The organism is Pseudomonas sp. WS 5079 (assembly GCF_012985465.1).
Taxonomy (GTDB): Bacteria; Pseudomonadota; Gammaproteobacteria; order Pseudomonadales; family Pseudomonadaceae; genus Aquipseudomonas.
Genome location: NZ_JAAQWN010000006.1, coordinates 203,293 through 217,229 on the forward strand (window position 1 = coordinate 203,293; position 13,937 = coordinate 217,229).

12 protein-coding genes and 1 tRNA gene are annotated in these 13,937 nt (G+C 60.4%); 11 read left to right on the top strand and 2 right to left on the bottom strand.

The window, feature by feature from the left end; genetic code table 11:
* The first annotated feature begins 105 nt into the window (after positions 1-105).
* Entirely contained in the window at positions 106-3,849 is a 3,744-nt protein-coding gene (locus HBO05_RS17560; protein WP_170057644.1) for a bifunctional diguanylate cyclase/phosphodiesterase, read from the top strand.
* Positions 3,850-3,864: 15 nt separating this feature from the next.
* Positions 3,865-3,941: transfer RNA gene (locus HBO05_RS17565), tRNA-Ile, on the top strand.
* A gap of 131 nt (positions 3,942-4,072) precedes the next feature.
* Here HBO05_RS17565 and HBO05_RS17570 read toward each other — a convergent pair.
* The gene (locus tag HBO05_RS17570; protein ID WP_169953788.1) at positions 4,073-4,522 is read right to left on the bottom strand and encodes a hypothetical protein; all 450 of its coding nucleotides are present in this window, start codon (positions 4,520-4,522) and stop codon (positions 4,073-4,075) included.
* A gap of 258 nt (positions 4,523-4,780) precedes the next feature.
* Between HBO05_RS17570 and HBO05_RS17575 the strand changes: the two genes are divergently transcribed.
* From HBO05_RS17575 to pqqE, 9 genes are all read left to right on the top strand, one after another.
* Entirely contained in the window at positions 4,781-5,275 is a 495-nt protein-coding gene (locus HBO05_RS17575; RefSeq protein WP_170042218.1) for an Lrp/AsnC family transcriptional regulator, read from the top strand.
* Positions 5,276-5,421: 146 nt separating this feature from the next.
* Positions 5,422-7,113 carry an NAD(P)/FAD-dependent oxidoreductase gene (locus tag HBO05_RS17580; protein WP_169953786.1) on the top strand — a complete coding sequence of 564 codons (1,692 nt, stop codon included), beginning with the start codon at positions 5,422-5,424 and terminating at the stop codon, positions 7,111-7,113.
* A gap of 11 nt (positions 7,114-7,124) precedes the next feature.
* Positions 7,125-7,919 carry a carbon-nitrogen hydrolase family protein gene (locus tag HBO05_RS17585; protein ID WP_172313560.1) on the top strand — a complete coding sequence of 265 codons (795 nt, stop codon included), beginning with the start codon at positions 7,125-7,127 and terminating at the stop codon, positions 7,917-7,919.
* 50 nt (positions 7,920-7,969) lie between these two features.
* The gene (pqqF, locus tag HBO05_RS17590; protein ID WP_172313562.1) at positions 7,970-10,357 is read left to right on the top strand and encodes a pyrroloquinoline quinone biosynthesis protein PqqF; all 2,388 of its coding nucleotides are present in this window, start codon (positions 7,970-7,972) and stop codon (positions 10,355-10,357) included.
* Positions 10,358-10,520: 163 nt separating this feature from the next.
* Positions 10,521-10,595: a pyrroloquinoline quinone precursor peptide PqqA gene (gene pqqA, locus HBO05_RS17595; protein WP_003194766.1), complete on the top strand. Its 75-nt coding sequence runs from the start codon at positions 10,521-10,523 to the stop codon at positions 10,593-10,595.
* Between the two features lie 75 nt (positions 10,596-10,670).
* Positions 10,671-11,582, top strand: a complete 912-nt coding sequence (gene pqqB / locus HBO05_RS17600; RefSeq protein WP_169953780.1) for a pyrroloquinoline quinone biosynthesis protein PqqB — start codon at positions 10,671-10,673, stop codon at positions 11,580-11,582.
* Between the two features lie 10 nt (positions 11,583-11,592).
* Positions 11,593-12,345, top strand: coding sequence for a pyrroloquinoline-quinone synthase PqqC (gene pqqC / locus HBO05_RS17605; protein ID WP_169953778.1), 753 nt, complete (start codon positions 11,593-11,595; stop codon positions 12,343-12,345).
* A complete protein-coding gene (pqqD, locus tag HBO05_RS17610) occupies positions 12,342-12,617 on the top strand; it encodes a pyrroloquinoline quinone biosynthesis peptide chaperone PqqD (protein ID WP_032858571.1) in 276 nt (91 codons plus the stop codon). The genes pqqC and pqqD overlap by 4 nt, the downstream gene beginning before the upstream one ends.
* Positions 12,589-13,740: a pyrroloquinoline quinone biosynthesis protein PqqE gene (pqqE, locus tag HBO05_RS17615; RefSeq protein ID WP_170042214.1), complete on the top strand. Its 1,152-nt coding sequence runs from the start codon at positions 12,589-12,591 to the stop codon at positions 13,738-13,740. The genes pqqD and pqqE overlap by 29 nt, the downstream gene beginning before the upstream one ends.
* A gap of 5 nt (positions 13,741-13,745) precedes the next feature.
* On the opposite strand, the gene HBO05_RS17620 is transcribed toward pqqE, so the two are convergent.
* Positions 13,746-13,904 carry a YqaE/Pmp3 family membrane protein gene (locus HBO05_RS17620; protein ID WP_010207008.1) on the bottom strand — a complete coding sequence of 53 codons (159 nt, stop codon included), beginning with the start codon at positions 13,902-13,904 and terminating at the stop codon, positions 13,746-13,748.
* Between the last annotated feature and the right edge of the window lie 33 nt (positions 13,905-13,937).

The following is a 13,937-nucleotide window of genomic DNA, read 5'->3' on the forward strand; positions in this document are numbered from 1 at the left end:
AGGCCTGGGGGTTTTGCTTTGTGCAGATTAAATCCTCCCCGCTTTACCTCCCCCCGCAATGCCCGTCTACACTCGAAATATTCCCCGTGCCATAACGAGACCGTTATGCCCAGACTGCCGACCGTGCTACTGCTGTCGCTGCTGACCTGGACCGCAACGGCTGGCGCGTTGACTCTCACTGATGAAGAGCATGGCTGGTTGGCGGACCACCCGGAGTTGCGCCTGGGCGTTGACGCATCGTGGCCGCCATTTGAATATCGCGACGAAGAAGGCCGCTATCAGGGCCTGGCCGCTGACTATGTACGACTGATCCAGGAGCGCCTGGGCATCAAGGTCAGGTTGATCGAGCCTGCCAACTGGAGCGCCCTGCTGGAGCAGGCCAAGAACAATCAGCTCGACCTGTTACCGGGCATCATGTCCACCCCGGAGCGCCAGGGTTTCCTGGCATTTTCCAGGCCTTACCTCGACTTCCCCATCGTCATTCTTGCCCACGAAGGCGGCGCCCAGCCCCGCTCCCTCAAGGACCTGTATGGACTGAAGATCGCCGTGGTGGAGAACTATGCCCCCCACGAATTGCTGCGCACCCACCACCCCGACCTGAACCTGGTGGCGATGCCCAACGTCAGCTCGACCTTGCAGGCCCTGGCCACCGATGAGGTGGACGCCGTCGTCGGCGACCTAGCCTCCAGTGTGTGGAGCCTGCGCCAGCTTAAGCTCGACGGTTTGTACGTTAGTGGCGAAACGCCTTATCGCTACCAACTGGCAATGGGCGTACCCCGCGAGAACAAAATGTTGATCGGCATCCTCGACAAGGTGCTCGCCGACCTCAGCCCCAGCGAAATCAACGAAATCCAGGAACACTGGGTCGGCAATGTCATTGATCACCGAGCCTTCTGGACCGATCTGCTGCTCTACGGCCTACCTGCCGTGCTGCTGTTGAGTACCGTGCTGGCCATCGTGATTCGGATCAATCGCCGGCTCAGCTCGGAAATTTCCCGCAGGGTGGCCCTGGAACAGGAGCTGCGCAGCAGCGAGTACCATTACCGGGGATTGGTGGAAAGCCTGTCAGCCATCGCCTGGGAAGCAGACATCAGCGATTTCACCTACAGCTACGTGTCGCCCCATGCCGAGGAGCTGCTGGGCTATCCACGGGCGCACTGGCTGATCCCCGGCTTCTGGCGCAACATCATCCACCCTGCCGACCTGACCCGTGCCGACAGCTTCTGCCAGCGGGAAACCCGCGCCAACCGCGACCACAGCATTGACTACCGGGTGATCACCGCCGATGGCCGTTGCTTGTGGGTCAGGGACATTGTCAGCCTGATCAAGCATGGGCATGAGCCGGTCATGCGCGGCCTGATGATCGATATCAGCGAGGCCAAGCGCACCGAGGAAGCGCTGCAGCTTTCGCAGGAGAAGTTCGCCTCGGTGTTCCAGCAATGTCCGGACATACTGGTGATCGCCCGCCTGTCCGATGGCTGCCTGCTGGAGGTCAACAAGGCATTCGAGGACCAGATTGGCCTGAGCGCCGCAGACGTGGTCGGTAAAACCGCCACCGAGCTGAACATCTGGGGCATCCAGGGTGTAGGCCCCAACCTGCTCAAGCGGGTGCAGACCACCAGCATCCGCAACCTGGAGATGCCGTTCCTGCGCAGCAATGGCCAGGCGTTCACCGGGCTGATCTCTGCCGAACCCTTCCAGCTCGATGCGACCGAAGCGTTGGTGGTGGTAGTGCGGGACATCACCCAACTGAAGGAAACCCAGCAACTGCTGCAGACTTCCGAAGAAAAGTTCGCCAAGGCCTTTCACGCCTCGCCCGACGGCTTACTGCTGACGCGCCAGCACGACGGCCTGCTGCTGGAGGTCAATGAAGGCTTTAGCCGCATCACCGGCTTCAACAGTGCGATGTCCCTGGACCAATCGACCCTGGACCTGGGCATCTGGGTGGACTTGAACGAGCGCAAGCACATGCTCGATCTGCTACAACGCGACGGCCTGGTGCGCGACTTCGTCTGCCATATCCGGCGCAATGATGGCCAGATTCGCCTGTGCGAGGTATCCAGTCGCCCGCTGCCCATTGGGGATGACGACTGCATGCTGACCATCGCCCGCGACATTACCGAACGTCAGTTGATGCAGGAAAAACTGCAACAGGCCGCGACGGTTTTCGAAAGCACTGCCGAAGGCGTGTTGATCACCGATACCCGGCAGAACATCAGCGCGGTCAACCGCGCCTTCAGCGAAATCACCGGCTACAGCGAAGCCGAAGCCCTCGGCCATACCCCGCGCCTGCTCGCTTCCGGCCTGCACGACAGCGCGTTCTACGCCGCCATGTGGCATCAACTGACGGCCAACGGCCACTGGCAAGGCGAAATCTCCAACCGACGCAAGAACGGCGAGCTGTATCCCAGTTGGCTGACGATCAACGCCGTGCGCAACCTCGAGCAGTCAATCACCCACTTCGTGGCAGTATTTGCCGACATCTCCAGCCTCAAGCACGCCCAGGCGCGGCTCGATTACCAGGCGCACCACGACCCGCTCACCGGCCTGCCCAACCGCACGCTGTTTGAAAATCGCCTGCAAACCGCCCTCAACAACCAACAGGAAACCGGCAGCCAGGGCGCGGTGCTGTTTCTCGACCTCGACCGCTTCAAACACATCAACGACAGCCTTGGCCACCCGATTGGCGACCTGCTGCTCAAGGACATCGCGGTGCGCCTCAAGGAGCAACTGCGCGATATCGACACCGTAGCGCGCCTGGGCGGTGACGAATTCATTATCCTGCTGCCCGGCCTGCAACAAGCCAGCGACGCCCAGCACCTGGCCAATAAACTGCTGGCCTGCTTCACCCTGCCCTTCCAGGCGGGCGAGCACGAGTTCTTTATCAGCGCCAGCATCGGCACCAGCTTCTATCCGCAGGATGGGATCGACGTCGCCACCTTGGTAAAAAACGCCGATGCCGCTATGTACCGCTCCAAGGCCAAGGGCCGCAATCGGGTTGAACGCTACACCCAGGACCTCACCGCCCAGGCCAATGAGCGCGTCGCCCTCGAACACGAACTGCGCCGGGCCATAGAGCGCGATGAGCTGTTTCTGTACTACCAACCAAAGCTGAGCCTGGACACCCAACAACTGATCGGCGCCGAAGCCCTGATCCGCTGGCGCCATCCCACCTTTGGCGACGTACCTCCCGAACACTTCATCGCCCTGGCCGAAGAGAACGGCATGATCCTGCAAATCGGCGACTGGGTCCTGGAGCAGGCTTGCCGGCAACTGCATCAGTGGCGCAAGTGCTACGACGACTTCGGCCCCCTCTCCGTCAACCTCGCCGGGGCCCAACTGCGCCACCCCAACCTGTTGGGGCGCATCGAGCAACTGCTGCGCGACAACCGCCTGGAACCGGACTGCCTGCAACTGGAGATCACCGAAAACTTCATCATGAGCCAGGCCGAAGAAGCCCTGGAAGTACTGCATAAACTCAAGCACCTGGGCGTACAACTGGCCATCGACGACTTCGGCACGGGCTATTCATCCTTGAGCTACCTCAAGCGCCTGCCCCTGGACTTCCTGAAAATCGACCAGTCCTTCGTCCGCGGCCTACCGGACGATCCCCACGACGCCGCTATCGTGCGCGCCATCATCGCCCTGGGCCACAGCATGCAATTCACCATCATCGCCGAAGGCGTGGAAACCCCCGCCCAGCAAGCCTTCCTCGCCGACGAAGGCTGCGAACAAATGCAAGGCTACATCGTCAGCCTGCCTCTGCCTCCCGACATCTTCGCCGCGACCTTCCTTCACATGACCCATTCGGATTTTTCGGATAGCACAGTGGAGAAACCATCGTTATAATCCGCGACCTACTGAGGGCCTATAGCTCAGTTGGTTAGAGCAGGGGACTCATAATCCCTTGGTCGTAGGTTCGAGTCCTACTGGGCCCACCAAATTGAAAGCCGCGCACTGCGCGGCTTTTTTTGTTTCTGGAGGCTGGAAATCCAAGAGGCTGGCCGCTAACTCTCAGGGCCTACATTCAGCGCGCAGGGCATACATACCGCCAAGCCATGGAGAGGCCTGACTACTGGGACACACCAACATATTCGTCCCTCCACTTTGCGAAGTCGGAGCGAGTCTTATAAATAACGTCATCAACTATATAAGCCCCTCTGGCAACTTCGCCAGGAAAATCAATAATAAACGCAAACCTTAAGCTATAGCTTTCTGACGGTTGATGGCGATATCTCTCTTCTTCAGAAAGATCCTTAATGTACATTTTATTTTCACCAGGTCGTTTTTTTGAAAACGATTCCCAGTCGATGGCAACTCCATCTGGATTAATTATTCGATACCTTTCTGGCTGACTATCAACATTCCACACAATAAACGCACCATTCGGACCGTCAGCAACATTGCGAACAATACCAATCACACCTGGCTTCAAAATATTATTGTTTGCCCTATTCTTCGGCTCCAGCAGTGTAGTCCTATGACCATCAATAAAAACCTCAACCAATGCTTTAGTACTCATGACGGACTCCATCAATTAGACTTTTAAACTTGAGTCTAAAATGCACCTACCGCCCCAACAACTGTGAAAACTAACAGAGCGCAATAACTATTTTGAATATTTTCCATAACCCTCAGGAATTACGACTTTGAATATTCCTGGTGCACTCGCCGCTGAATAATTTTCGGTGTAGCGCACGCGCAAGACTCGAAGATCTTTTTTGATCCAGTCGGCCAACGCGTTAACGAATGCTCCCCCCGTGAAATATGAGCCTGTAACATGCCCCAACCGCCACCCGCATCGGAGCCGCACTTGTCTACCCCCCGCCCGCCCCTCCTCGATGAAATCGACCGCCAACTAATCGCCGCCTTACAGCTCAACGCCCGCGAGAGCGTGGCGATGCTCGCCCGGCAATTGGGGATTGCCCGTACCACGGTGACCTCGCGCCTGGCGCGCCTGGAAAAGACCCAGGTGATTACCGGCTATGGCGTGCGCCTTGGCCAGCGTGTGGTGGATGGTGGGTTACAGGCGTATGTGGGGATCACGGTGCAACCGCGCTCTGGCAAGGAAGTGCTGCGTCGACTCAGCGCCATGGCCCAGGTCCAGCAGTTGTGTGCGGTCAGTGGTGAGTTTGATTATGTGGCCTGGCTGCGCACCGATTCGCCGGAGCAACTTGATCAACTGCTGGACCAGATCGGCAGTGTCGATGGGGTAGAAAAGACCACCACCTCGATCATCCTCAGCAACAAATTGGATCGCGGGCAGCCAATCTGACCGCCATTTTCGTCACTTCGACTAAAAACAATCCAAAACGACGACACTTTGCGTCTTATTAACGAGCGCTACGCTCCCTAGAATGGCTGCCATCTTTTCCTATACTCCACGGGTCGTGCCCCGTGCAGTTGCCAGCAAGGTCAGCCATGAACGCCACTAACAAGAACAATCGCCACCCTGCAGACGGTAAAAAACCCATCACCATCTTTGGCCCGGACTTCCCGTTCGCCTTCGATGACTGGATCGAACACCCGGCTGGCTTGGGCAGTATTCCTGCCGCCCACCATGGCGCCGAAGTGGCGATTGTCGGTGCGGGTATCGCCGGGCTGGTGGCCGCCTACGAGCTGATGAAGCTGGGCCTCAAGCCGGTGGTGTACGAGGCCTCGAAAATGGGTGGGCGCCTGCGGTCCCAGGCGTTTGAAGGGGCCGAAGGCATCATCGCCGAACTGGGTGGCATGCGTTTCCCGGTATCCTCGACGGCGTTCTACCACTATGTGGATAAGTTGGGCCTGGAGACCAAGCCCTTCCCCAACCCGTTGACACCGGCCTCCGGCAGCACCGTGATCGACCTGGAAGGCCAGACCCATTACGCACAGAAACTCGCCGACCTTCCTGCGCTGTTCCAGGAAGTGGCTGACGCCTGGGCCGATGCATTGGAAGCCGGTTCGCAGTTCAGCGATATCCAGCAGGCCATCCGCGACCGCGATGTGCCACGCCTCAAAGCGCTGTGGAATACCCTGGTGCCGCTGTGGGACGACCGCACGTTCTACGATTTCGTCGCCACTTCCAAGGCGTTCGCCAAGCTGTCGTTCCATCACCGCGAAGTGTTCGGTCAGGTCGGTTTTGGCACCGGTGGCTGGGACTCGGACTTCCCCAACTCGATGCTGGAAATCTTCCGCGTGGTGATGACCAACTGCGACGATCACCAGCACCTGGTGGTCGGTGGCGTGGCGCAGGTGCCCATGGGGATCTGGCGCCATGTGCCTGAGCGTTGCGCCCATTGGCCAGCCGGCACCAGCCTCAGTTCCCTGCACCACGGCGCGCCGCGGGCCGGGGTCAAGCGCATTGCCCATGCCGCCGACGGTCGCTTCGCGGTGACCGACAATTATGGCGACACCCGGGAATACGCCGCCGTGCTGACCACCTGCCAGAGCTGGCTGCTGACCACCCAGATCGAATGCGACGAAAGCCTGTTCTCGCAAAAAATGTGGATGGCCCTGGACCGCACGCGCTATATGCAGTCGTCGAAAACCTTTGTCATGGTCGACCGGCCTTTCTGGAAGGACAAAGACCCGGAAACCGGCCGCGACCTGATGAGCATGACCCTCACCGACCGCTTGACCCGTGGCACCTACCTGTTCGACAACGGCGACGACAAGCCGGGGGTCATTTGCCTGTCTTACTCGTGGATGAGCGACGCCCTGAAAATGCTGCCGCAGCCCATTGATAAACGGGTCAAGCTGGCCCTCGATGCGCTGAAAAAGATCTACCCGAAAGTCGATATCAAGGCGCGCATCATTGGCGACCCGATCACCGTTTCCTGGGAGGCCGACCCGCATTTCCTCGGTGCTTTCAAGGGCGCGTTGCCGGGCCACTATCGCTATAACCAGCGCATGTACGCGCACTTTATGCAAAAGGATATGCCGGCCGAGCAGCGCGGGATTTTCATCGCCGGCGACGACGTATCCTGGACCCCAGCCTGGGTCGAAGGCGCAGTGCAAACCTCGTTGAACGCGGTTTGGGGCATCATGACCCACTTCGGTGGCAGTACCCACCCGCAAAACCCGGGGCCTGGGGATGTGTTCGATGAGATCGGCCCCATCGCCCTAGCCGAATAAGGAGTCAAGCCATGCGTGTCGCCCTGTACCAATGCCCGCCATTGCCACTGGATGTAGCCGGCAATCTCAAGCGCCTGCACCACGTCGCCCATGAAGCGGGCGATGCAGACCTGTTGGTGCTGCCGGAAATGTTCCTCACCGGCTACAACATTGGTGCGGAAGCGGTGGGCGCGCTGGCCGAGACGCAGGATGGACCGGCAGCGCAAACCATTGCCGAACTGGCGCGCAATGCGGGTCTGGCGATTCTTTATGGCTACCCGGAGCGGGCCGAGGACGGGCAGATCTACAACTCTGTGCAACTGATCGATGCCACTGGCCAGCGCCGGTGCAACTACCGCAAGACGCACCTGTTCGGCGACCTCGATCACTCGATGTTCAGCGCCGGCGGCGACGAGTTCCCTATCGTCGAATTGAACGGCTGGAAGCTGGGGTTCCTCATCTGTTACGACCTGGAGTTCCCGGAAAACACCCGGCGCCTGGCCCTGGCCGGTGCCGAGTTGATCCTGGTACCGACGGCCAACATGGTGCCCTTCGACTTCGTCGCGGACGTCACCGTGCGGGCACGGGCCTTTGAAAACCAGTGCTATGTGGCCTACGCTAACTACTGTGGGCATGAAGACCAGATCCAGTATTGCGGGCAAAGCAGCATCGCCGCGCCGAATGGCCAGCGTGTCGCCCAGGCCGGCCTGGATGAAGCGTTGATCGTCGCCACCCTCGACCATCAGTTGATACGTGACGCACAAGCGGCCAATCACTACCTCGCAGACCGGCGCCCCGAGCTTTATGCCGCGCTGCACAAGCACTGACCACTGCGCTTTGCGCTAGCATAGGCACTTCCTACGTTCTGGAAGTGCTCATGCCTGTGCCGGCCCACCCTCATCACCTGCAACTGACCCTGGCCAATGGCCTGCGCGCTTCCCTGCGTCACGCCCCACGTCTCAAGCGCTGTGCCGCGGCCCTGCGGGTAGCGGCCGGCAGCCATGATGTGCCGTTGACCTGGCCGGGGCTGGCGCATTTTCTGGAGCACCTGCTGTTTCTCGGCACCGAGGCTTTTCCTGCGCCTGACGGTTTGATGGCCTACGTGCAACGCCACGGTGGGCAGGTCAACGCCAGCACCCGCGAACGCACCACCGATTTCTTCTTCGAAGTGCCCACCCCAGTGTTTGGCGACGCGCTGCAGCGTCTGGCCGATATGCTCGCTCACCCGCGCCTGGCGATGGACGATCAGTTGCGCGAGCGTGAGGTGTTACAGGCAGAGTTTGTCGCCTGGGCCCAGGATGCCGAGGCACAGCATCAAGTGGCGATCTTCGAAGGCCTCGCTGCCGCACATCCACTGCGGGGTTTTCATGCGGGCAATCGCGACAGCCTGCCGGTGCCACACGAGGACTTCCAACACGGTTTGCTGGGGTTTTATCAAGACTTCTATCACACAGGACAAATGACCCTGAACCTTGCCGGACCGCAATCGCTTGAGGAGCTGCAAGCCCTGGCCCAGCACTTTGGCGATCGCCTGCGCGCTGGCCCGCTGCGCCCGCAGCAGGCACCGCCGGCGTTGATGGACAGCGATAAACATCGCTATCAATACCTGGATAAACAGCATCTGCACCACCTCATCGCCTGCAACGCGCCCCGCGAAGCCTTGGACTTCCTCTGCACCTGGCTGAATGCGCAGGCACCTGGTGGTTTGCTGGCCGAGTTGAAAACCCGTGGCTGGGTAAGCGCGCTGCACGCCAGGGTGCCGTACCAGTTCGCCGGGCAGGCGCTGCTGGATATCGAGTTCACCCTGGGGCCCAAGGGTTCACAACAAGTCCCGGCAATCGAAGCACTATTGAACGACTGGTTAAGCTTTTTCGCCCACAGCGACTGGGCTGCGCTGCGCGAAGAATATGCCCGGCTGATCGACCGCCAACAGCAAATCAGTGGCGCCTTGGGCCTGGCCCGTCAGGACAGTGAGAACCTTCAAACTCAGTTGTCCGAGCCGCACTGCCAAGCCCTCAAGGCCATGCTGATTGCACTGCAACCGTCGCCCGCGCAACAGGCCTGGCAGCTCCCGCCAGGCAACCCATTCCTGCAACGGTCACCCCAGGAACACCGCCCCGGGCTGATTCGCGGGCAGACCAGCGCCCATCGGGGCTTGCGCACCTTCGCCCAGGATCGCTCCCGTGGCCGGCGCGAGCTGCCAGGCCTGTCGTTCAGCCCAGCATTGCCGGCCGATAGCGACGAAGGCGCTCTCTACCTGCGCTGGCAACTGGATTCGCCCGCGCATGGCTTGGGCAACAGCCTGCAAACACTGCAAACCAATGCCCGTCAGGCCGGGGTGCAAGTGTCCTGGGAAGCCGTAGGCAATGCCTGGCTGCTGAAAATGAGCGGGCTGCATGAACCCATGCCCACTATCGTCGAGCAACTGGCACGCGACCTGACCCAGCCTGACGCCGACCTTTGGCAGGACGCACTCGCCAGGCCGGCGCCGCAGATGGCCATTCGCGAGCTGCTCAAGGCATTGCCGGCCTGCTTTGCCGACATCGCTGACGTCACCGCGCCACCTGACCGTTGGGCCACCGCCCGCTGGAAAGGCCTGGGCATGGGCCTGCCGGCTGCATGCGAAATGGCTATCAACAATGCGGCGGCACGCCTCCCCGGGCGCTGTGCCGACAGTGAACACAAAGCCCAGCCCATCAACGGCGCGCATCGCTGGCACACCGTCGCAACCGATGGCGACGAAGCCGCCTTGCTGCTGTTTTGCCCGACACCCAGCCAGTCCCTCGCCGACGAGGCCGACTTACGGTTGCTCGCTCACCTGGCGCAAACCCCGTTTTACCAACGCCTACGTGTCGAGTTACAAGTGGGCTACGCAGTATTCAGTGGCATCCGACAGTTCAATGGGCAAACCGGCCTGCTGTTGGGCGTGCAATCACCCAATGTCGCGCTTGCGGGCCTGCTCGAGCACATCCAGGCCTTTCTCAAGCAACTGCCAGCGTTGATCGGTGGGAGTAACGACTTGGGCAACACCCCCCTGGCCCAGCAGTTCTCGCCACAAACACTGCCCACCGCCCAAGCCGCGGAGTTGCTCTGGCAGGCGCATTTGGCGGGGCGTGGCGCGGACTATCTTGAGCAACTGCAACAGATGATCCAGGCGCGCAACCGGCAGAACCTGGTGGAAGCGGCGCAGCGACTCGAGCAAGCCGCCGGCGGCTGGCACTGCCTGGCCAATGGTGCGGCGGTGAGCGATGACTGGCAGATATGATTCTGATCGTTGCCGATGCTGCAACAGGCTTTTTCCACCAAGACAGCGCTAGCTTGACGAGAAATGAGTAATATTCCGCCACGCATCTGAACATCTCCGCTTGGAGGTGGACTATATGTATTACTTGGTAGTAAACGTCCCATCCCTTCGTAGGAGTATGAATATGACCTGGTCCAAACCTGCTTACACTGATCTGCGTATCGGTTTTGAAGTCACCATGTACTTCGCCAGCCGCTGAGTGCTTTTGTATTGCAATGCAACGCCTCGGCTCGCCGGGGCGTTTTTATTTTGAGTCTTGTGTGAAGGAGCGGCGATGTTTGTCCAGATTCTAGGTTCGGCGGCCGGTGGCGGTTTCCCGCAGTGGAACTGCAACTGTGTGAACTGCGCCGGCTTTCGCGACGGCAGCCTGCGGGCCCAGGCACGAACCCAATCGTCCATCGCCCTGTCCGACGATGGCGTGAACTGGGTGTTATGCAACGCCTCGCCGGATATCCGCGCGCAACTGCAAGGTTTTGCGCCGATGCAACCGGGCCGAGCACTGCGCGATACCGGGATCAGCGCAATCATCTTGATGGACAGCCAGATCGACCACACCACCGGCCTGCTCAGCTTGCGCGAAGGCTGCCCGCACCAGGTGTGGTGCACCGACATGGTCCACGAAGACCTGAGCACCGGATTCCCGCTGTTCACCATGTTGACTCACTGGAATGGCGGCCTCGATTGGCAGCGCATCGAGCTGGATGCCAGCTTCACTATTCCCGCCTGCCCCAACCTGCGCTTCACCCCGCTGCCTCTGCGCAGTGCCGCGCCGCCCTACTCGCCCCATCGGTTCGACCCGCACCCCGGTGACAATATCGGCCTGATCGTCGAAGACCTGCGCACCGGCGGCAAACTGTTCTACGCCCCCGGCCTGGGCAAGGTAGACGCGCCGCTCTTGGAGATCATGGCCGGCAGCGACTGCCTGTTGGTGGATGGCACGATGTGGGATGACGATGAAATGCAGCGCCGTGGTGTCGGCACCCGTACCGGCCGCGAAATGGGCCACCTGGCACAAAACGGCCCCGGCGGCATGCTGGAGGTACTGGAGCAACTGCCCAAGCAGCGCAAGGTGCTTATCCACATCAACAACACCAACCCGATCCTCGACGAAGACTCTGCCGAGCGAGCCGAGTTGGCGCGGCGCAATGTAGAAGTAGCCTACGACGGCATGAGCATTGAACTGTAGGAGAGCCCCAATGACCGATACACCGCTGAACCCCGCCGACTTTGAACAGGCCTTGCGGGCCAAGGGCGCCTTCTACCATATCCATCACCCCTACCATGTGGCGATGTATGAAGGCCGGGCCACCCGCGAGCAGATCCAGGGCTGGGTCGCCAACCGGTTCTACTACCAGGTGAACATTCCGCTGAAAGACGCCGCGATCCTGGCCAACTGCCCGGACCGGGAAATCCGCCGCGAATGGATCCAGCGCCTGCTCGACCATGATGGCGCCCCCGGCGAAGACGGCGGTATCGAAGCCTGGCTGCGCCTGGGCCAGGCCGTGGGCCTGGACCCGGATCAACTGCGCTCCCAGGAACTGGTGCTGCCCGGCGTGCGGTTTGCCGTCGATGCCTACGTCAATTTCGCCCGCCGGGCCAGTTGGCAGGAAGCCGCCAGCAGCTCGCTGACCGAGCTGTTCGCCCCGCAGATCCACCAGTCGCGCCTCGACAGCTGGCCCCAGCATTACCCATGGATCGACCCTGCCGGCTACGAGTATTTCCGCACCCGCCTGGGCCAGGCCCGACGTGATGTCGAGCATGGGCTGGCGATCACGCTTGCGCACTACACCACCCGCGCCGGCCAGGAGCGGATGCTGGAGATTCTCCAGTTCAAACTGGACATCCTTTGGAGCATGCTCGATGCCATGAGCATGGCCTACGAACTGAACCGCCCGCCTTATCACAGCGTGACCGCGCAGCGGGTCTGGCATAAAGGGATCACCCTATGAGTTTTGACCGCAGCAAAAAGCCGACGTGGCGCCAGGGCTATCGCTACCAGTACGAGCCGGCGCAGAAAGGCCATGTGTTGCTGTACCCCGAAGGCATGATCAAGCTCAACGACAGTGCTGCGTTGATTGGTGGCTTGATCGACGGTGAGCGCAGCGTGGCAGCGATCATTGGCGAGCTGGAGCAGCAATTCCCCGGCGTGCCCGAACTCGGTGAAGACATCGAGCAATTCATGGAGGTCGCACGTGCAGAGCACTGGATCGAACTTGCCTGAAAAGCCCGAGATTGGCCTGCCGCTATGGTTGCTCGCCGAGCTGACCTATCGCTGCCCGCTGCAGTGCCCGTATTGCTCCAACCCGCTGGACTTCGCCGAACAAGGCAAGGAGTTGAGCACCGAACAGTGGATCAAGGTGTTTCGCGAGGCCCGGGAGATGGGTGCGGCACAGCTGGGGTTTTCCGGCGGTGAGCCGCTGGTGCGCCAGGATCTTGCCGAACTGATCGGCGAAGCCCGCAAGCTGGGGTTCTATACCAACCTGATCACCTCCGGCATCGGCCTGACCGAGCAGAAGATCAGTGACTTCAAAAAGGCTGGCCTGGACCATATCCAGATCAGTTTCCAGGCCAGCGACGAGCAGGTGAACAACCTGCTGGCCGGCTCCAAAAAGGCCTTCGCGCAGAAGCTGGAAATGGCCCGGGCGGTCAAAGCCCATGGTTATCCGATGGTGCTGAACTTCGTCACTCATCGACACAATATCGACAAGATCGACCGCATCATCGAACTGTGTATTGCCCTTGAGGCGGACTTTGTCGAGCTTGCCACCTGCCAATTCTATGGCTGGGCCCAGCTTAACCGCGTCGGCTTGCTACCGACCCAGGCACAACTGACCCGCGCCGAGCGCATCACCAACGAATACCGCGCCAAGCTGCAAGCCGAAGGTCACCCCTGCAAGCTGATCTTTGTCACGCCGGACTACTACGAGGAACGCCCGAAGGCCTGTATGAATGGCTGGGGGAGTATCTTTCTGACAGTCACACCAGACGGCACCGCCCTACCTTGTCACGGCGCCCGACAGATGCCGGTGCAGTTTCCCAATGTGCGCGACCACAGCATGCAGCACATCTGGTACGACTCGTTTGGTTTCAACCGCTTTCGCGGCTACGACTGGATGCCCGAGCCGTGCCGCTCGTGCGACGAGAAGGAAAAGGACTTCGGCGGCTGCCGCTGCCAGGCTTTCATGCTGACTGGCGACGCCAGCAACGCCGACCCGGTATGCAGCAAATCCGCCGATCACGGGATCATCCTCAATGCCCGGCTCGAAGCCGAGCACGCCACGCAGACTATCGAGCAACTGGCTTTTCGCAATGAGCGAAACTCCCGGCTGATCGCAAAAGGCTGAAGGTTTCAGCGCTTGGCGATGATGTATACCGCGTGAATGATGCCCGGGAAGTAACCGCACAAGGTCAGCAGGATATTCAGCCAGAACGCGCCGGCGAAGCCCACTTGCAGGAACACACCCAATGGCGGCAACAGGATGGCGATGATGATACGAATGATATCCATGGGTTCAGCTCCGAAAAATCGGCTCGTGTGAGC

Coding starts and splice junctions, on each gene's coding strand:
- pqqC (WP_169953778.1), top strand. CDS start 11,593: ATGACCGATACACCGCTGAACCCCGCCGACTTTGAACAGGCCTTGCGG.
- pqqB (WP_169953780.1), top strand. CDS start 10,671: ATGTTTGTCCAGATTCTAGGTTCGGCGGCCGGTGGCGGTTTCCCGCAG.
- pqqF (WP_172313562.1), top strand. CDS start 7,970: ATGCCTGTGCCGGCCCACCCTCATCACCTGCAACTGACCCTGGCCAAT.
- HBO05_RS17570 (WP_169953788.1), bottom strand. CDS start 4,522: ATGAGTACTAAAGCATTGGTTGAGGTTTTTATTGATGGTCATAGGACT.
- HBO05_RS17620 (WP_010207008.1), bottom strand. CDS start 13,904: ATGGATATCATTCGTATCATCATCGCCATCCTGTTGCCGCCATTGGGT.
- HBO05_RS17560 (WP_170057644.1), top strand. CDS start 106: ATGCCCAGACTGCCGACCGTGCTACTGCTGTCGCTGCTGACCTGGACC.
- HBO05_RS17575 (WP_170042218.1), top strand. CDS start 4,781: ATGCCCCAACCGCCACCCGCATCGGAGCCGCACTTGTCTACCCCCCGC.
- HBO05_RS17580 (WP_169953786.1), top strand. CDS start 5,422: ATGAACGCCACTAACAAGAACAATCGCCACCCTGCAGACGGTAAAAAA.
- pqqD (WP_032858571.1), top strand. CDS start 12,342: ATGAGTTTTGACCGCAGCAAAAAGCCGACGTGGCGCCAGGGCTATCGC.
- HBO05_RS17585 (WP_172313560.1), top strand. CDS start 7,125: ATGCGTGTCGCCCTGTACCAATGCCCGCCATTGCCACTGGATGTAGCC.